The organism is Billgrantia sp. C5P2 (assembly GCF_051062895.2).
The window spans coordinates 3461169-3479271 of the sequence record NZ_CM128542.1 but is presented as its reverse complement, the minus strand read 5'-3'; the positions used below and the strand labels follow the sequence as shown (position 1 = coordinate 3479271).

General features: G+C 63.5%; 20 protein-coding genes and 1 tRNA gene. 7 read left to right on the top strand and 14 right to left on the bottom strand.

Annotation, left to right across the window (positions count from 1 at the left end):
• Window positions 1-200: 200 nt before the first annotated feature.
• The 4 genes from ACRWQA_RS15975 to ACRWQA_RS15960 form a co-directional block, all read right to left on the bottom strand.
• Window positions 201-1586: a sigma-54-dependent transcriptional regulator gene (locus ACRWQA_RS15975; RefSeq protein ID WP_434231098.1), complete on the bottom strand. Its 1386-nt coding sequence runs from the start codon at window positions 1584-1586 to the stop codon at window positions 201-203.
• Window positions 1583-3040, bottom strand: a complete 1458-nt coding sequence (locus ACRWQA_RS15970; RefSeq protein WP_263582935.1) for a sensor histidine kinase — start codon at window positions 3038-3040, stop codon at window positions 1583-1585. Before ACRWQA_RS15970 ends, ACRWQA_RS15975 begins: the two co-directional genes overlap by 4 nt.
• A gap of 68 nt (window positions 3041-3108) precedes the next feature.
• A complete protein-coding gene (locus ACRWQA_RS15965; RefSeq protein ID WP_434231100.1) occupies window positions 3109-4251 on the bottom strand; it encodes a PQQ-dependent sugar dehydrogenase in 1143 nt (380 codons plus the stop codon).
• Between the two features lie 92 nt (window positions 4252-4343).
• A complete protein-coding gene (locus ACRWQA_RS15960; protein ID WP_434231102.1) occupies window positions 4344-5219 on the bottom strand; it encodes an AEC family transporter in 876 nt (291 codons plus the stop codon).
• A gap of 140 nt (window positions 5220-5359) precedes the next feature.
• Between ACRWQA_RS15960 and ACRWQA_RS15955 the strand changes: the two genes are divergently transcribed.
• Window positions 5360-7165: an ABC transporter ATP-binding protein gene (locus ACRWQA_RS15955; protein WP_434231103.1), complete on the top strand. Its 1806-nt coding sequence runs from the start codon at window positions 5360-5362 to the stop codon at window positions 7163-7165.
• Window positions 7166-7188: 23 nt separating this feature from the next.
• Here the strand turns inward: ACRWQA_RS15955 and ACRWQA_RS15950 are convergent, their stop codons facing one another.
• Window positions 7189-7791, bottom strand: a complete 603-nt coding sequence (locus ACRWQA_RS15950; protein WP_434231105.1) for a hypothetical protein — start codon at window positions 7789-7791, stop codon at window positions 7189-7191.
• Window positions 7792-7936: 145 nt separating this feature from the next.
• Here ACRWQA_RS15950 and ACRWQA_RS15945 point away from each other — a divergent pair.
• The 6 genes from ACRWQA_RS15945 (at window position 7937) to ACRWQA_RS15920 (ending at window position 11407) form a co-directional block, all read left to right on the top strand.
• A tRNA-Ile gene (locus tag ACRWQA_RS15945) sits at window positions 7937-8013 on the top strand.
• A 392-nt stretch (window positions 8014-8405) separates the two neighbouring features.
• The gene (locus ACRWQA_RS15940; RefSeq protein WP_434231107.1) at window positions 8406-8762 is read left to right on the top strand and encodes a nucleotide pyrophosphohydrolase; all 357 of its coding nucleotides are present in this window, start codon (window positions 8406-8408) and stop codon (window positions 8760-8762) included.
• 220 nt (window positions 8763-8982) lie between these two features.
• Complete coding sequence (locus ACRWQA_RS15935) at window positions 8983-9759, top strand: type IV toxin-antitoxin system AbiEi family antitoxin domain-containing protein (protein ID WP_434231109.1); 777 nt, start codon at window positions 8983-8985, stop codon at window positions 9757-9759.
• Window positions 9749-10036 (top strand): nucleotidyl transferase AbiEii/AbiGii toxin family protein, encoded by a 288-nt coding sequence (locus tag ACRWQA_RS15930; protein ID WP_434231110.1) that lies wholly within the window; start codon window positions 9749-9751, stop codon window positions 10034-10036. The genes ACRWQA_RS15935 and ACRWQA_RS15930 overlap by 11 nt, the downstream gene beginning before the upstream one ends.
• A gap of 143 nt (window positions 10037-10179) precedes the next feature.
• Window positions 10180-10620, top strand: coding sequence for a phasin family protein (locus ACRWQA_RS15925; protein WP_434231112.1), 441 nt, complete (start codon window positions 10180-10182; stop codon window positions 10618-10620).
• A 550-nt stretch (window positions 10621-11170) separates the two neighbouring features.
• Entirely contained in the window at window positions 11171-11407 is a 237-nt protein-coding gene (locus ACRWQA_RS15920; protein ID WP_412031217.1) for a YMGG-like glycine zipper-containing protein, read from the top strand.
• Window positions 11408-11479: 72 nt separating this feature from the next.
• Here the strand turns inward: ACRWQA_RS15920 and ACRWQA_RS15915 are convergent, their stop codons facing one another.
• The 9 genes from ACRWQA_RS15915 to ACRWQA_RS15875 form a co-directional block, all read right to left on the bottom strand.
• On the bottom strand, window positions 11480-13198 hold the full coding sequence (locus tag ACRWQA_RS15915; protein ID WP_434231114.1) for an ExeM/NucH family extracellular endonuclease: 1719 nt from the start codon (window positions 13196-13198) through the stop codon (window positions 11480-11482).
• Window positions 13185-13826 carry an OmpA family protein gene (locus ACRWQA_RS15910; protein ID WP_434231117.1) on the bottom strand — a complete coding sequence of 214 codons (642 nt, stop codon included), beginning with the start codon at window positions 13824-13826 and terminating at the stop codon, window positions 13185-13187. The genes ACRWQA_RS15915 and ACRWQA_RS15910 overlap by 14 nt, the downstream gene beginning before the upstream one ends.
• On the bottom strand, window positions 13819-14295 hold the full coding sequence (locus ACRWQA_RS15905; protein ID WP_263582945.1) for a hypothetical protein: 477 nt from the start codon (window positions 14293-14295) through the stop codon (window positions 13819-13821). Before ACRWQA_RS15905 ends, ACRWQA_RS15910 begins: the two co-directional genes overlap by 8 nt.
• A gap of 149 nt (window positions 14296-14444) precedes the next feature.
• Entirely contained in the window at window positions 14445-14780 is a 336-nt protein-coding gene (locus ACRWQA_RS15900; RefSeq protein WP_434231120.1) for an AzlD domain-containing protein, read from the bottom strand.
• Complete coding sequence (locus tag ACRWQA_RS15895; RefSeq protein WP_434231121.1) at window positions 14777-15517, bottom strand: AzlC family ABC transporter permease; 741 nt, start codon at window positions 15515-15517, stop codon at window positions 14777-14779. Before ACRWQA_RS15895 ends, ACRWQA_RS15900 begins: the two co-directional genes overlap by 4 nt.
• Window positions 15514-16041, bottom strand: a complete 528-nt coding sequence (locus ACRWQA_RS15890; RefSeq protein WP_263582948.1) for a helix-turn-helix domain-containing protein — start codon at window positions 16039-16041, stop codon at window positions 15514-15516. Before ACRWQA_RS15890 ends, ACRWQA_RS15895 begins: the two co-directional genes overlap by 4 nt.
• Window positions 16042-16182: 141 nt before the next feature.
• Entirely contained in the window at window positions 16183-16602 is a 420-nt protein-coding gene (locus tag ACRWQA_RS15885; RefSeq protein WP_434231125.1) for a DUF7282 domain-containing protein, read from the bottom strand.
• A gap of 113 nt (window positions 16603-16715) precedes the next feature.
• Complete coding sequence (locus ACRWQA_RS15880) at window positions 16716-17480, bottom strand: anti-sigma factor (RefSeq protein WP_434231127.1); 765 nt, start codon at window positions 17478-17480, stop codon at window positions 16716-16718.
• Window positions 17477-18088 (bottom strand): sigma-70 family RNA polymerase sigma factor, encoded by a 612-nt coding sequence (locus ACRWQA_RS15875; RefSeq protein WP_434231130.1) that lies wholly within the window; start codon window positions 18086-18088, stop codon window positions 17477-17479. Before ACRWQA_RS15875 ends, ACRWQA_RS15880 begins: the two co-directional genes overlap by 4 nt.
• Window positions 18089-18103 lie beyond the last annotated feature (15 nt).

Here is an 18103-nt window from a genome sequence, read left to right as displayed (position 1 = left end):
GGCCAGAAGGCTGAATTACAGGAGGAAGATCGACGCAAGGATGCGTCACCCAAGCATGACGCGCGCAATTCGCTGACGGCCCGCCACCCTCCCCCCTTGCACCGTCAGCCGGATTGCATGGCGTGCTTCGCCCCCGAGCTCCCACGGGGGCTTTTTTGTGCTTGGCGACCGCGACGCTCCGGAGCGGAGCGGTGTGATCGCTACTCTTCTTCGAGACGGCGGTAGAGTGTGCGCCTGGCGATGCCGAGGATGTCGGCGGTGCGCCGCTTGTTGCCGCCCGTGGCTTCCAGCACCTTCTGGATATAGCGCTTCTCGACCTCCTCCAGCCTTGGCCAGCTCTGCTGGCCGCTGGCGACCAGCTCGCCGGTTTCGATCTGGCGAACTGTGCAGCGCTGCTCATGGGCATGCTGGCGAATGCGCTCCGGCAGGTCGGTGTGGCTGAGCATACCGTCTTCCGCCAGGGTAACGGCGCGCATGACGGCATTCTCGAGCTCGCGTACGTTGCCTGGGTAGGGGTAGTCGAGCAAGCACTGCAGCGCCAAGGGCTCGATGCGTTCGATGCTCTTGCCCTGGGCGCTGGCGTGCTTTTCGACCAAGGCGGAAATCAGCCGCTCGATATCCCCGGGGCGTTCACGCAGCGGGGGAATACGCAGCGAGAAGGTCTCCAGACGATAGAACAGGTCGCTACGGAAGTTGCCGCTCTCGATCTCCTGTTCGAGCTCACGGTGGGTGGCGGCGATGATGCGCACATCCACGGCTTCCTCCTTCTCGGCCCCCACCGCCTTGATCATCTTCTCCTGCAGTGCCCGTAGCAGCTTGGCCTGCAAGCCGGTTGACATCTCACCGATCTCGTCGAGGAAGAGACTGCCGCCATTGGCCGTCTGGAACAAGCCCTGGCGTGACTCGTTGGCGCCGGTGAAGGCCCCCTTCACATGACCGAAGAACTCGCTCTCCATCAACTCGGTGGGAATGCTGGCACAGTTGATGGCGATGAAAGGCTCGTTGGCCCGCGGGCTCTCGGCGTGGATGGCGCGGGCCAGCAGCTCCTTGCCGGTCCCGCTTTCGCCCAGGATGAGAATGGGCGCATCGCTCTTGGCCAGGCGGGCCGCATCGTGGAAAAGCGCCTGCATCGTTTCGCTTTCGCCGACGATGCCATGGAAGTGCCCCGCCGGCTCCTCCTGTTGCAAGCGCTCGGCCAGGCGCCGGTTTTCCAATACACGGAAGACCGCTTCTCCCACGCTTTCCAGGTCCAGCGGCTTGGTGAGGAAGTCGTCGGCCCCGATTTTCAGCGCCTCGACGGCCTGATCGATGGTGCCGAAGGCGGTAATGACGATGAACCCCAGGCGGCTGCCCTCATGGCGTAGCTGCTCGAGCAATTGCATGCCGCTCATGCCGGGGAGGCGCACGTCGCTGATGACCAGGGCCACCTCGCTGTGGCTCAAGGTCACGACGGCTTCCTCGGCGCTGCCGACTCCTAGCGTCTTGTAACCTGCTTCCTGCAGCTCCTCTTCCAGCAGTTCGAGGATGGCGGCGTCATCCTCGACAATAAGTATCGGCAGGTCGGTGTGGCTGTGGCTTCCCGTCACGTGGCAGTTCCTCCTTCATCGGCATCGTTCAATGGCAGTCCGATCTCGAAGCCGGCTCCCCCCAGTTCGCTGTCGAACACCCCGACGGTGCCACCGTGGTCGTTGATGATTCGGTGCACCATGGAAAGCCCGAGGCCGCTGCCTTGGCCAACGGGCTTGGTAGTGAAAAAGGGATCGAAGACCTTCGATTTGTCCCTGTCGACGATACCCGAGCCGTCGTCCTCCACCCATAACGTCAGCCAGCCTTCCTTCTCCCGTGCTCGTATGCGTACGCGGCTGACTTCCTTGGCCTGGGCGGCGTTGCGTAGAAGGTTGGTCAATACCTGGATCAGTTGCTGGCCGTTGGCCAGCAGTGGACAAGACGATGGAGTAAGGTCGAGTTCGAGCCGAATGGCGTTCTGCTCGAAGTCCTCCTCGACCAGCTCGCGTGCCGTGACGAGGAGTTCGGCCAGGTTCAGCGGTTCCTTCTCGACATTGTGGCGGCGGCCGAGCTCCATCAACTGACGCACGATTTCGACGATACGCTCCACCTCGCTGCGAATACGCCCCAGCCTGGCCCGATCGGCGTCGGTGAGCGTGTCGCGCCGGGACAGGCGCTGGGCCTGGCCATTGATTACCGTGAGCGGCGCGCCGATCTCGTGCGCAACGCCGGCAGCCAGCACTCCCAGCTCGGCGAGCTTCTTCGACTTGCGCAAGCGTTTCTCGAGTTCGATCTCCTTGCGCCGACGTGCCTCGATGTCGGCATCCTTCTCGGCCATGGCGTCCAGCATGCCGTTCAGGGCCACCGCGAGGCGTTCGTACTCCTGTGGACCTTCGGCTTCGGCACGCTGGCCCCGGTCGCCGGCTTCGACACGCTGCATGACGGTAAGCAGGCGTTCCAGTGGTCGCTCGATATGGCGTCGAAAGCCCCACCAGATGCCCAGCACGATACCGGCCGCCCCGATGACGAAAGCCAGCAGGGCCAGTTGGCTGAGGAACCCGGTGTAGTTCTCGACGCCGGTATTGAGCCGATTGACCTGCAGTACGCCTTGCACCTCACCGGAGGCCGAAAGCAGCGGCTTCAGCGCCGAGTAGTAGTGCCAGCCATCGTGCTCGCGGTAGGCGGCCCGCATCTCACCATCTTCGGCCACTTCGCGAATGGTCTCGGGGCTGAACAGCGCCTGACCCAGCCCCAGGCCGTATATTTCCCGGCCATTGGCGTCGAATACGTAGGCGCCGTAGATACGGTGGAACGAGAAGGCAGAGTAGAGCGACTCCTCGAGTGGCTCGGTGGCGTTGCGCGTCAGAGCCTGGCTCAGGGTGGTGCCGATCACGTTGGTGATGACCTGGACTTCACGCTCCAGGCGATTGCGCACGTTGTCCTCGAGTGACTTGATGGCCACCAGGCTGAAGATCAGCAGCGCGAGAAAGAGCGGTGCAATGACGGTCAGAAGTATGAGGTTGCGTAGGCGCATGGCGGCTCGCGGACGGTGGTTGACGAATATGGCAGTGCCGGATGTCGGGGCCGGCGCCGCGCCCGGGATCAATCCACCGGCCTCAGCCGGTAGAGACTGCCCTGCGGATCGTCGTTGATCAGGTAAATGGCGCCGTCGTGGCCCTGGTAAACGTCGCGAATGCGCCCGATCTGCCCATCGAGGACCAGCTCCGCGTCGGTGACTTGGTCACCCTCCAGTGCCAGACGATACAACTGTTCTCTGTACAATCCCCCAGCCAGCAGATTGCCTTGCCATGCCTCGAACATGCTCGAGGTGACCTCGGTCAGGCCGGAGGGGGCGAAGCGGTCTTCGAAGACATGGACGGGATCTCGCATGCCAGGCAGGGAATCCTCGCCGATGGGTTGGCCAGCGCCATAGCTTTTTCCCAGGCTCACCTCGGGCCAACCGTAATTTTCGCCGCCAATGAGTCGGTTGAGCTCATCGCCACCCAGCGGGCCGTGTTCGGTGGCCCAGGCCTCACCCGCTTCCGTGACTGCCAGGCCTTGGGGGTTGCGGTTGCCGAAAGTGAAGATTTCGTCGAGTGTCTCGTCGTCATCGACGAAGGGGTTGTCGTCGGGAACGCCGCCGGTTTCGGTCAGGCGCAGCACGCTGCCGGCATGGTCACGGCGATCCTGCGCTCGCGACGGGCTACCGCGCTCGCCAATGGACATCAACAGGGTCCCATCCGGCAGCCAGGCGAGCCTGGAGCCGTAGTGGCGGCCGGGGTCGGCCGGGCGCGACTGCTCGAACAGCAGCTCGACATCGTTCAGCCCGGTATCACCCAGCCGGGCACGGCTCAGTGCCGTCGCGGTGCCGCCCTCGCTGGGCTTGCTCCAGGTGAAGTAGATCCAGTCGTGCTCGCCGTCACCATAGCGGGGGTGTAGTGCCACATCGAGTAACCCGCCCTGGGTCCGGGCGCTGACATCGGGCAGGCCGTCAAGGTGAGAGATGCTGCCATCCTCCTCGACCAGCGCCAGTCGCCCCGGGCGCTCGCTGACCAGAAAGCGGCCGTCGGGCAGCATGATCACCGACCAGGGATGTTCGAAGCCTTCGGCAATGCGTTCCAGGCGCAGCGTCAGATGCTCGGTGGCAATGCGCTCGACCACGACCTCCGCGGCCTGGGCCGAAGCGACGCTTCCTGCGATGCTCGCCAGCAGCGGAACCGCCAGCCGTTTGCTTGCTTCATGCATGACTCCCTCCCTTGCATTTCGCTACCGCCCCGATAGATAGAGACTGTCGAGTGCCCCGGGCGTTCCCCCTCACACCCATGGGGCATTGGCGACTACATCAGGATCGCCAACAGGATCGGCAGGTAGAGCAGGGCCAGCAGCGTCGAGCAGAACACCAGACTGGCCACGTATTCCGGCTCACGCTTGGCGCGCTGCGCGAACAGATAGTTGAACACGGCCACCGGCATGCTCATCTGCATCACGAGGATGCTGAGCGCCAAGGGAGGCAGGACCAGCAGCGTGCCGATCCCCCAGGCCAGCAGAGCAGCAACCGGGATGCGCAGCAGGCTGAAGCTGATGCCCGAACGCAGGTTCTTCACCTGAATGCTGGCCAGCGAGACTCCCAACGTGATCAGCATGAGCGGTACGGTGAAGCCCGAGATCAGGTCCACGCTATTGGCCAGCCATCGTGGCAGTTCGGTATCGCTCAGCAGCAGGGCCAGTGCAATCAGGATAGCGTAAACCGTGGGCGTCCTGACCAGGGTTCGCAAGGGATTGCCACTGCTGGCGATGACGGCGCCGATGGTGAACTGGAACAGCGAGACCGTGACCATCACCGTGATGCCGAAGGCGAAGCCGGCACTGCCGAAGGCGTAGAGCACCACCGGCAGCCCCATGTTGCCCGTGTTGGGGTACATCATCGGCGCCAGCAATACCCGCCAGTCACGGCGCAGCAGACGTGCCATGGCGAAGGTGGCGATACCCATGCTGATCATCACCAGCGCGGTGGCCAGCATGGTACGCCCGAAGCTGCCGGCATCGATCTCGGCGCCGCTCAGCGAGGCAATGACCAGCGCCGGCGTGCCGATGTTGAAGACCAGCCGGGTGACGAAGTCCACGGGGTAGGGTTGGCCCAGGCGAATCCAGGTGAAGCCCAGGCCGGCGCCGGCCAGAACGGGAGCCATCACGGCAAAAAGGTCGGCGACCATCGAGCATCCTTGGCGGTGAGCAAGCTAAGCATTGTGATGAATACGCCCCTGGCGGTGCAAGTCGCCGATGAACGGCAGCGGCTTGGTATTGGCGGTCTCGACCGGGTAAGCTGCGACTCTTGTTCGCAAGGAATTCTCAAATGACAACCCGTGCTTCTGCCAACAGTTTCCAGGCGCTGGTGCGCCTGCTGCGCTATGCGCGCGGTTACCGGCGCCGCATCGTCGCCGCCACGACCTGCTCGATCATCAACAAGATCTTCGACATCGCGCCGGAGATCCTCATCGGTGTGGCCATCGACGTCGTGGTCAACCAGGAGCGCAGCTTCGTCGCCCGGGCGGGCTTCGAGACCGCCGAGCAGCAGATCATGGTGCTCGCCGTGCTTACCTTCTTCATCTGGGCTGGCGAATCGATCTTCGAATATCTCTACAAGATACTATGGCGCAACCTTGCCCAGCGGCTGCAGGCCGACATGCGCCTGGATACCTACGAGCATGCCCAGCGCCTCGACATGGCCTACTTCGAATCGAAGAGCTCGGGCCAGCTCGTGGCGACCATGAACGACGACGTCAACCAGCTCGAGCGCTTCCTCGACGGCGGCGCCAATTCGCTGATCCAGGTCGGCGTCACGGTGGTCGCAGTGGGGGCGGTGTTCTTCGTCATCTCGCCGCTGATCGCGCTGCTCGCCTTCACGCCGATCCCTCTGATCATCTGGGGCGCCTTCTACTTCCAGCGCAAGGCCGGCCCGCTCTACGCCGACGTGCGCGAGAAGGTGGGCGATCTCGCCAGCCGGCTCTCCAACAACCTCTCCGGCATCGCCACCATCAAGAGCTTCACCAGCGAGGCGCGCGAGGCCGAGCGGCTGCGGCAGGTCAGCGAAGCCTACGTGGAGGCCAACCGTCGCGCCATCCAGGTCAGCTCCGCCTTCATCCCGGTGATCCGCATGGCGATCCTGGCCGGCTTCCTGGCCACCTTCACCGTGGGCGGCATGCAGGCGCTGAACGGCGACCTCAACGTCGGTGCCTACGGCGTGCTGGTATTCCTTACCCAGCGCCTGCTGTGGCCGCTCACCGGCCTCGCTGAGGTTATCGACCTGTTCGAGCGCGCCATGGCCAGTACCCGGCGCATCCTCGACCTGCTGTCGGTGCCCATCACGGTGAAGGACAACCAGGGCCAGCCGCTGGCGGAACCGGTACGCGGCGAAGTGAGTTTCGAGAACATCGGCTTCCACTATGCCGCCAGCGGCGTGGGGGTGGACGGGGTGAGCCTGCACGTGCCCGCCGGCAATACCTTGGCGCTGGTGGGTGCCACCGGCTCGGGCAAGTCGACCCTGATGAAGCTGCTGCTGCGCTTCTACGACCCCGAGGCCGGCCAGGTGCGCATCGACGGCCAGCCGATCGGCGAGGTGAGTCTTGCTTCGCTGCGCCAGGCCATTGGCCTGGTGAGCCAGGACGTCTACCTGTTCGAGGGTTCGATACGCGACAACATCGCCTACGGCCGCCCCGAGGCCAGCGAAGCCGATGTGATCGAGGCGGCGCGCACCGCCGAGGCGTGGGAGTTCATCCAGGCTCTGCCCCAGGGGCTCGACACTGCCGTGGGCGAGCGTGGTGTGCGCCTCTCCGGTGGCCAGCGTCAGCGCCTCTCGCTGGCCCGCGCACTGCTCAAGGACCCGCCGATCCTGGTGCTCGACGAAGCCACCAGCGCGGTGGACAACGAGACCGAGGCCGCCATCCAGCGCTCGCTGGCCAAGATCGGTCACGGCCGCACGGTGATCATGATCGCCCATCGCCTCTCGACCATCGTGCACGCCGACGAGATCGTGGTGGTCGATGGCGGCCGGGTCGTGGAGCAGGGCACCCATGCCGAACTGCTGGCGCGAGACGGCCGCTACGCCGCCCAGTGGCGAGTACAGACCGGCGCATTGGAGGAGAGCGAGGCGCTGAGCTGAGATGGCATATCGACCGAGAGATTTTAAGACTCTGGTTTGACCAGCAGGGCATCGAGCGTGACCGGTACCTCGTCGCCGATCTGCTCGTAGCCAAGCAACAACAGTACCGAGCGCAGGGTGGGGTCGGCCATCAGCGCCTGCCCGTCCAGCGCCACTCGCTCGGCGTTGGTGACCTGGACCTGCCCCTCGGCCGTCTTGGTGAAGCGAACCGGCAGCGACTCCTGGCGCTCGGCGTTGCCGGAGCGCACCGTCATCGTCAGGTCCTCCACCAGCGAATCACCCACCGCCAGGCGCTCCAGCCGCTCGGGAGGAAAGCGGGTGGTCAGGGTGGCCATGGGCCGTTCGGTGATGCCGGAAAGCCACGGCGGCAGTTGCCCGAGCCGCTCGACCACGTCGCTCTGGTTGAGCCGCAGCGGCAGTTCCAGATTGCCGCCGGCATCGGCACTGCCCCGCAGCCGGCGCACCTCGTGCTGGCGCGGAATGGGGCCGTCGGGCGTAATCTGCATCACCGTGGCAGAAACCCGCGAACGCTCTGGGTCGAGCTCCCAGGCTGCCAGCGGCAGGGCGAACAGCAGGGCGGAGGCACCCAGGGCGACCAGCGGGAAAGAAGAGAAAAGGCGCTTCATGAACGATACGTCTCCTGGAGCAGAAGGCTCACCCCAGAAGACACGCCAAACGCCGGGAAGTGCCCGGCGCGGCGAAACGAAATTGCCACCCGCGAGCCTCTGGCCTCGCCCACCAGCTTTCGCTATCATACGGCGGCGCAATGCAGGGCCTATAGCTCAGTTGGTTAGAGCAGGGGACTCATAATCCCTTGGTCGCTGGTTCGAGTCCAGCTGGGCCCACCATGATTACTTCGTTAAAGTCTCGCCTATGACTCAACTCTCGCCCGATACCCAGGAAATGTTGGACAGCCTGCGTGCCACTGTAGCCGAGACCCTAGAACGCAAGCGTCGTCTTGGTCGGCAAACCGGGACTGGTTGTCGATGATGCTCCTCTACTGCCCACTGACGACCGGGCGTCGGAGTGACGCTGCGTCGCGACTAGGCATAGAATCTATGCACCAGTGCCTCTTCGAACGTTGCCTCAGCGGTCATGCTGCTGTCGTTGTTCGATAATCGACCGCCGAGGATCTTACCAATCGCCGTGTGGACTCCAATCCATGTGTAAGGTTGGGCTATTTAGTCTTACATATAGATTTTCTTGTGTAAGCTTGCTGTGACAGAATCAGGTATCCCTCATGTCCGACTCGTTCAAGCAGCTCCAAGACGCAATGCACCAGTTCGCCACCGAGCGCGACTGGGACCAGTTCCACTCGCCCAAGAACCTGGCCATGGCGCTGACGGTGGAGGCAGCCGAGCTGCAGGAGTGCTTTCAGTGGCTGACCGAAGCGCAGTCCAAAGAGCTGGATGAACAACAACTAGCCGCAGTGCGCGACGAAATCGCCGATGTACAGCTTTACCTGATTCGGTTGGCTGGCAAGCTGGACGTGGATGTTGAAGCGGCATGCTGGGCGAAGATGAAAAAGAATGCGGAGAAATATCCCGCCGACCAAGTGAAGGGAAGTGCGAAAAAGTACACGCACTATCAGGATTGACGTGATATGTGGCCGCTTTGTCCCCTGCAGCGGCCTTCTCAGCCTGGCTTCGTCCCTCAAGCTTCCTCCCGCTAAATTTGGGATCAAGCAGGGGCGGAGACTCAGCTTTCGGTTTAGTTTCTGTCATAAAAGCGGCCTTGAATGGCGATTTTGGGCTTGAAGATAAACTAACATGGTTTATTATTCACTCTAAAGACGGAATTTAAGGCCGCTTTCTAACGTGAAAATAAACCAGCTGCTGCACAAAATCCCGTATGGCGCCGTCGTTACGACCTCCTGGCTTGCATCACACGGCGTCACCTCGGATCAGGCGCGTAAGCTGGCCGGCAGTGGCTGGCTGCAACGCGTGGGGCACGGCGCATACTGCCAAGCGGGAGAGCCTCTTACCTGGGAGAGCGTTGTTTTCGCCCTGCAGGCGAGCGACGACTCGGGGTTGCCACCGCTTTGGCCGGGTGGCCAGACGGCCCTGGCACTGCATGGCTTCGTCCACTATCTGTCCATGGGGGAGCGCACGACGCACCTGTATGGCAAGGAGGCCGCTCGGCTGCCCCGGTGGTTGAGTGACGCCGAGTGGGCAGGGCGGATGGTGCTCCACTCTGAAAAGGGACTGTCAGTGCAGCTTCCCGGCAGCTTCACGGACTACGCGCCGGCCGGCAGGGCCTTCAGCTTGCAGGTATCGACCCCTGAGCGAGCGATCCTGGAGTGGATTGCCGTGACGCCGAATGAGCTGCTGTTCAGCAGTGAGCTGGTGGACACCTTCGGCGGCCTCAATACGCTGCGTCCGCGTCGGCTTCAGGCATTGCTGGAGGGGTGCCGCTCGGTGAGAACCAAGCGGGCCTTCCTGGTGTTGGCTCGCCACGCCGGGCATGCCTGGTACGATCGACTGGAACCAGGCCGACTCGACCTCGGCAAAGGCAAGCGGCAGCTCTGCCAGGGCGGCAAGTTGGACAGGGAATATCACGTTACGGTGCCGGAGGCGTTCCTGCATGCCGATTGAAGCTCGCTACCACGAACAGGTCCGGCTGCTGGTCTCGCTGCTGCCATTTCTCAATGACGAGTCGTGCTTCGCCCTCAAGGGCGGCACGGCCATCAACCTCTTCGTGCAGCCGTTTCCGCGTCTTTCTGTCGATATCGACCTGGCCTACCTGCCGCTGGAACCCCGTGACGAGGCTCTGCAACGCTGTCGCGAGGCGCTGCAGCGACTGGCAGAGACCTTCAGTGCTCGGCTGCCAGGTGTGCGGGCGAGCTTCAGGATAATCGCCGAGACGAGCTGAGGATCCTGGTGCGCCGAGGGCGTAGCCAGGTGAGGGTGCCCGAGTTATGTTGCGGTGCACAAAAATCCCTGCTACTGTGTGTGGTATGCAGCAGAGCGGGAATTTCCCGCTACAAGGCATTCAGAACCCCGGAGGTTCCTATCATGAGCAACGCATTCGCATTCGATACCAAGCAGTTTGACACCGCCCAGCTTGAGTCCGTGTTCTTCGCCCCGGCTCGCGCCTTCACTGCTTTGTCCATCGACTACACCGAGAAGCTGGTCAATGCCCAGCTCGAGGCTGCCAAGGCGTATAGCGACACTACCCTGGCGCAACTGCGTAGCCTGTCCGAGGTCAAGGATGCCGAGGGCCTGAAGAGCTACCTGGAAGGCCAGCAGGCCGTTGCCAAAGACTTGACCGAGCGCCTGAAGGGCGATGCCGGCAAGGTCGTGGCCCTGCAGCAGGACTTCGTGCAGCAAAGCCAGAAGCTGACCGAAGATAGCGTCAAGCAGGCCCAGCAAGGCCTCAAGTCGGCCAGCGAGAGCGAGACTGAGACAGCGTCCGCTCCCAAGTCGGTCAAGGAAACCGCCTCCAAGGCCAAGTAAGCCTTAGGCCTGCGGGCCGCGCCGACGCAAGATTCAGGCCGCCGATCCATGATCGGCGGCTTTTTGCTATGTGAGCAATGGCCATGGGCCGGAGAAACATCCCTCCGACCAAGTAAAGAAAGTGCGAAAAAGTACACCCATTACCAGAATTAATATGATGTCGTCTGGATGAATCAGATAGTCCGAAGTGCCAATGTTGTGCTCCTGTGCTTGCAATAGGAGTGCCGCTCTAAATCTCTCTTCCGCTGCGGTTCGGGCTTACCTGTCGCCATCTTGATACTCGGGGGCCTGAAATTCTCAAAGAGTGTGGATCATTATCCGGTCAATGAACCGTCTTCCTCCCGGGGCTGTATAAGGGATACAGCGCATCGGCAGCCGGAGGCCTCTCCATGGCACGAAATTTCGATACTGCGCTGTGCGGCTTCGACGGCTTGCGCTCCGGCCAAGGCGGCGAGTAGGTACCGAAGCCGGGGCGGTTGCCTGGTTGCCAAAGAAATCAAACTGGATGATTGGTCATAATTAACCCTGTTGGGAGGGAAATGATATGCGAATGCTATCTATCGGACTGTTGACCGGCGTGCTGACCCTGGGACTCACCGGCTGCGGCACCACCACCGGCGAGCGAGCACTGAGTGGCGCCGGCCTGGGGGCGGCCGCCGGCGCCGGCACCGCGGCCATGACCGGCGGCAGCATGACCAAGGGGGCGGTTATCGGAGGCGGCCTGGGCGCTGCCGTCGGGGCGGCCACCAACCGCGACGACATCGATCTGGGACGTCGGCGTCGCTGATCCCCTTGAGATGATGCGGGCGTCCACGATGTCGATCAGCGCCCCCATCATCGAGCCTCAAGCTGCTCCCTGCTAACGCCACTCCAGGTCGACCACGATCGGATCGTGATCCGAGGAGCGGAAAGGGTCGGGACGGAAGTGGGGCGCTGCGTTGTCCGGCCCGTCGTAGCCGAGGAAAGCGGGCTCGTCGGCATTGATGGGCCACGGTCGCACCTCTGCCACTGCCGCGGCCAGTTCGGGGCTGGCCAGGGCATGATCCAGGTAACCCGACTCACCGCGGAACACATAGCTATAGCGGCGTTCCGGCGGCAGCTCTCGGGCGATCAGATTGACCAGTCCTGCATGGGTCAGGGTGCGGATGGGGTCCTCGGCGCCGTAGGCGTTGAGGTCGCCGATCAGCAGCAGGCGCTCGTGTCCCTCGGCGGCAGCCAGGCGGTCGAGGAAGCCGTTCATGGCCTGGGCTTGCTCCACCCGGCGCTGGTTCCAGCAGCCCTGGCCGCGGTCGGTGTCGCCCCGGGGCGGGCAACCGCTCTTTGACTTGAAGTGGGCGGTCACCACGCCGAAGGCCGGGCCGCCGGCCACGCTGCGGAAGAAGGCCGCCAGCGGCGGCCGGTGGTGGGTGGGGTCGTTGTCGGCATAGAGCTCGCTCACGGCTTCTACCCGGTCCGGCCGGTAGATCAGGGCGAGCTTGATGGCATCAGAGCCGCGGCTGGCATCTCCGCCGACCGCACGATAGCGGACCCCGGTTCGCTCGCTGAGCTGCTCGACCAGGTCGGCCAGGGCGCGCGGGTCATTCTCGACTTCTACCAGGGCCAGGATGTCGGCCTGCAGGCCCTCGACGGCAGCGGCGAGCTTGGCCCGCTGGCGCTCCAGCTCGGTGGCGTTCGCGGCGCCGCGCTGGCCGAGGGTGAGGAAGTAATTCTCGACGTTGAAGGTTGCCACTCGCAGCCGCTCTCCCGGCTCCGGCAGCGGCCCCGGGCGCGGGTTGGCATCCTCGAAGTGTGGCTCGAGAATCGGGTGCAGGCGGTAGGCGTCGAAGGCGTGGGAAAGTATCCCGGTCAGCCCCTGGACGCTGCTGCCGACGCGGCGGCTGCTGTCCGCATCCAGGTAGGGGATGGGGCTCGGAAAGGCGCGGTAGCTGCCGTCGTCCAGCACAAGGATATCCCGCTGTTGGGTATCGCCGGGTGTATTCGTGGGGCGGAACAGGCGGGTGTCGGCCAGTCTCAGGGAGCCGTAACGGGCGAGCTCATAGTTGCCGGTAACAATCAGGGGCTGTGGGAACTCGAGCAGAAGACCCTCCAAGGTTTCCAGCTCTGATTCGCCCAGTGGCCACTCCACTGCCTTCGGCTCCAGCAGTCGGTCGCTGGCACAGGTCTCGATCCGCTCGACTCGCTGCAACTGGACCTGGCCACGGTATTCGCCGGTCCGGGCGTGGAGCTGCAGGTGCCGGCCGGGAGCGATGAGCTCCGCGTCGCTCGATGTTGCCGTAGGCATATAGACGAACAGGCCGACAGGACCATGCTCGGTCGCCTGCTGCAGATAGAAACCGTCCAGCCGGTCGCGGCCGAGGAACGCCCCGGTCACCACGCCATCGGCGATCACCTCCTGGCCGGAGGGCAGGGCCGTGCGCTCGCCAACGCCCTTGATAGCGTCGAAGTCGGCGTTGGACTCGGCGGGGCAGTTGGCCGCCGCGGAAGCTGCTATCGGCAACAGGGCCAGCAGCAGGGTTACTAGACCTGCGCAGCGGGCCACGGCATGGCGGCGCTTCGCTCCGTGTTCAGTCACTTTCATCGATGACGAATTCAACCCGGCGATTCTGCTGGCGGCCTTCGGGATTGTCCGATCCGTCCGGATGGGCGTTGTCCGCCACAGGTCGTTCGAAGCCATGGCCTTCTGGCGTGAATTCGATATCGGAAAGCTGCTCGTTTTCGATAAGCCAGTTGATGGCCGCCTGGGCGCGACGCTCCGAAAGTTCGAGATTGTAGCTGGCTGAACCAATGCTGTCGGTATGACCTTCGACAAGCACGGCTTCAATATCGGACGCGCGAAGGAATGCCGCCAGTTCTTCCAATACCCGTGCTCCGTCGGGTTCAATTGCGTCGCTGTCGAAAGCGAAGAGTACATCTCCCAATATTGAGAGCCGAATCTCATCACCGACAACGGTTACTTCGATTGCTTCGCTGGTTTCGGAGAGAGTCATGGCCTGTTTGGCCAGTGGCGATATCGATGCGACAGTGCCAAGGGCAAGGCCCTCGATCGGGATCGCAGTCCGTTCGATCGGGATGACAATCCGTTCGATCGGGAGAATTACGGTGGATGAAAGATCGGGCACCCGCTCGTTATCTTCGACGGCAAACGCCGTGCCTGCAATAAGCGCTACGCACCCGCAGGTACTGGCCAATGCCAATCGATTATTCATCGCTGATCGGCACGTTGTCGAACAGCATTCCGCCGGGGAGTGCGAGCGAAAAGCTTGTTATCTCTTCTTCGGGAGCGGGAAACTTGCCCCACCAAGCCCCGCGAACCGTATCGCCCTCGCGCGTAATCGTCAGTGATGGGACGGTCAGGGGTGTGCCTTCGGTATCGGCCAGCAGCAGATGCCTGTTCTCGCCCGCGATGACATAGAAATCCTGACGGTAAGAGGCTCCACCGATCGAACTGTAGAGCGTCTCCCGCTCTGTGCGGCTGGAGCTGGCGGCGCCTTCCGGTGCGGCAAAGCCAACTCTGACGGTAAGAACACCGTCGGAACGGCTGGCCTGTGTCACCTGGCCGACGGCCAGGCCGCTGCTGAGTTCGGCTTCCGCCAGCGGTTCCTCGGCCAGGGCAGGTGCTGTGATGACGAGGGCAAGCAGAGCGATTCCAGTACAGATGGATTGTTTGATCTTCATTGGACGTCCCTTTTCTGCCCACGCGAGGTGGCTACATCCCTTTATGTTCACCACCGGGGGGAATGTTCCAGAGAGTGGAGTAGTAACTTTAGCATTCTTGCACATGGCTGCCAGCGCTTCCAACGAGGGGCCTATCGAGGGTTGCTGGTTCACCCGGCCAGCATCACCACTACCCCAAAGGCCGCCACGCCGGCCGCCACCGGCCAGCCCAGGGTGCGCTTGTACCACCACACGGCCAGGGTCACGAGCACGCCGATGACGGTGGCCAGCCAGGAGCTGACGCTGGGCGTTACCGGCAACAGCGATACCCCGAACACGGCAGCGATCATCACCGGGCCGAGCAGGCTCAGCCACTGAGGCATCGCTTCCAGGCTGCCGTCGCCTTGGCGCTCGAGGCGGCGCTGCATCCAGAGCAGCGGCAGCACGCGTATCAGCTGGGTGCCCAGCGCCGAAGCAAGGACGGCGATCCAGAGGGCGCTACTCATGACGGTCTCCTTGCGCGTGCTCTCTTATGGGAGTGGTCGAACTTGACGGCCTGGAAGCACAGGGCGCCACAGGCGGCGGCAAGGGGAATCGCCAGATTGGTCAGCCCCAGGATCGTCAGCAGCAGAGCGCTGAGGATGGTCAGACCCAGGGCCAGACTCCAGCGCCGCGAGGTAAAGCGGGGCGCTATCAGCACCAGGAAGAGAGCAGGCAGGGCGAAGGGCAGGATTTCACCCATCAGGGCCCAGCGGGCGATCAGCTCGCCGCCGGCCACGGCGCCCAGTGCGGTGCCACCGATCCAGCTCAGCCAGGCCAGCAGGGCCGCGCCGGTGAACCAGCCAAGGCGCTGAGAGGCCGGTAGCTGGGGCAGGCGCGCATGGGCCACGGCGAAGATCTGGTCGGTGAGGCCGTGCATCAGCCAAGGCCAGAGGCGGCTGGGAGTCAGCCAGGGGGCCAGGTTGGGGGCGTAGACCACATGGCGCAGATTGATCAGCAGCGTCATGGCCACCACCAGCCAGAGCGGTGCTCCGGCGGCCACCATGCCGACGAACAAAAACTGGGAGGCGCCGGCATAGATCAGCGTCGAGATGAGCACGGCCTCCCAGGTACTGAAGCCGGCCTGGGTGGCGATCAGTCCGAAGGAGATGGCTACCGGCACATAGCCGCCGAGCAGCGGGATGGCCTCGCTCATGCCGGTCAACCAAGGACGGTAGGACGGTGTGGTGGCTTGCAGGCTCATGAGGTGGGTTCCTCGTGATAGACGACGCTGAGCAGCAGCGTGGCCCAGGTGTCCTCGGTGCGGTAGAGGTGGGGGCGGTCGGCTGCGAAGGTCAAGGTGTCGCCGGCCGACAGGGTTCGGGTGTCGCCTTCCGGGCCGGCCTCCAGCGTGCCGCTGATCAGAATGAGCGATTCCCGGGCACCGGGGGTGTGGGGTTCGGCAAGACGCAGGGTGTGCGGCGCACAGCGCATCCAGTAGGCGTCGACCTGGGGTCGCTCCTTGCCCTGGTCGAGCAGGCGTACTTCCACGCCATCCTCGCCCAGGGGCACGGCGATAGGCGCCACGAGGGTGCCGAAGGGCACCTTCAGCTGTACCGCCAGGCGCCAGATGGTATCCAGGGTGGGGTTGCCGTTGCCCTGCTCCAGGCGCGACAGGTTCGACTTGGCGATGCCGGCGGCGGCGGCCAGCTGCGATAGCGACAAGCCCTGTGCCTGGCGCAGGCCCTGCAGGTGCTGGCCCAGGGTGCCGAGTGAAAGCTTGTCCACGGTAGGGAGTCTCGCGTTGTTCCTTTTAATGAACGTTCTATAAAAGGAACGCGAGTTTGTCAATTTTTTTGCCGTGGGGCGTTCGCCCGTGTATGCCCAGGCGCCGGTTAGGCGGGGCCAGCGCGGCCCCGCCAGGGGGGCTTACTGCGCGGAAATAGTGCTCATGACCAGGTCGCCATCCACTCGGATCGGCCCGTCTTCGGAGGCGCCCAGGGTGTACTCGAAGACGCCAGTTGTCATGCCGCCTTCCTCATCATGGATCATCAGCATCAGGTGATCGCCAGCCTTGACTTCCTCGGTGAGGATCGCGGTCACATCCATGTTTTCGCCCTCCTTGAGAGGCGAGTAGCCGACCACCGGCCCGGGAGCGCGGCTCTCGTCGGTGCGATGGACCACCAGCCAGCCGTTGCTGGGTGCCATGACCTTTTCCGCCGAGACCGTGCCGCCAGAAACGGACTGGTCGTCTGCCCAGACTTGGGGCTGCATATCGGCCTGGGCCATGGAGATGCCGGCGACCAGAGCGGCGGATAGGAATGCACTTGCTACGAGCTGCTTCATCATCAGTTTCTCCTTGATAGTTGGGTATGACCCATCCCGTGCGAAAGTGGATAACGATGGGTCTGCTTCCAGCTACGAGGAGAGATGGCGAAAAGTTTCAGCTCGCGGCGAAAAAATCATAGCCGCCTTTGGCCCCCTTCCTGGGCAGTAGGATAGAGATAGCCATGAATGGCCGGCCCAGTGGGCTGGCCGGTGGGCGAGCCGCCGGCTGGCTCGATACTGATGCCGAAGGTGGCACGCTTAAGAAGCTCGGGGGAATAGTCGCGCAGGGCGGAGGCATCCAGCGTGAGATCATCTTCCAAGACGCCGACCGAGCGTGGGGCGGGGCCGAGCGAGTCGTCCTTGATCCAGAGCTGATAGGACCGCTCGGATAACGGTTCTGCGGTCACCGGCTGAACATGCAACTGCCGGCTGTCGAGGTCTACGGTGAGCAGGAAGGCGGGTTGCTGGTCATCTTGCTGGAACACGGCAACGAATGGCGGTTCGTCGGGTGCCTGGCCGAAGGGATCGCTCAGTATGACGCCCAGTACCAGCGCCGCGGCAGTGGCCAGCCCGGTGCTCCACTGCCAGTGTTTGAGCCTTCGGCGAAGTGTCGCGATCTGTGCGGTGGCGTTTTGTTCCTTGTGCCTATCGTCCGAGCCGGGAGGGCTCGCCTCCACCTCGGTGACACGGCGCTCGATACGTGCCCAGAGTTCCGGGCCGGGAGCCAGCGGCTGCACCTCTTCTCCCAGGGGGGCGAGACGCGCCTCCCAGGCGACGATCATGGCGTCCAAATCGGGGTCTTGCTGTCGGCGTCGGGCCACCCACTCGCGCTCGTCCGCCTCCAGTGTGCCCAGCACGAATTCCGCAGCAAGCATGTCGAGATCGTTGCGGTCGGTCATGATGCCAGACACCCTTTGAGTTGCTTGAGCGCGCGATGGAGCCAAGTCTTGACGGTATTCACCGGTTGGTCGAAATGGGTGGCCAAGTCGGCTCTCGACCAGCCATCGAGATAGGCCAGCCGTACCATGTCCTGGCGTTCCCTCTCCAACTCTTCCAGGCACCGCTGCAGGCGTAGGGCTTCCTGCTCGCCCTGTAGTCGCTCCTGGGACGTGGGGTCGGAGGAGATCGTTTGCGCCAATGCCTCTTCGGGCTCCCTGGGCGATCTGGGTTGCCTGCGCAACTCATCGATGGCGCCATGGCGGGCGATGGTGGCCATCCAGGTGATCGGTGAGGCTCTTTGGGGATCGAACTGCTCCGCTTTCAGCCAGATGGTGACGTAGGCTTCCTGAACGACATCTTCCGCCCAGCCCCTCTGCTGCAAGATACGCAGCACGGTGGCGTAGAGTTTCGCTGAGGTAGCATTGTAGAGCTGTTGGAAGGCGGCATGATCCTTCTTCGCCACACGCTGCAATAGTTCGCTGAGCCGGTCGATGGACGAGGTCGATGATGAGGGCGGGGCGGTGGTCGCGCCATGGCGCGTCAAGGAAGACCGTGATGCATCTGGCATGCGTAAGGCTCTGGT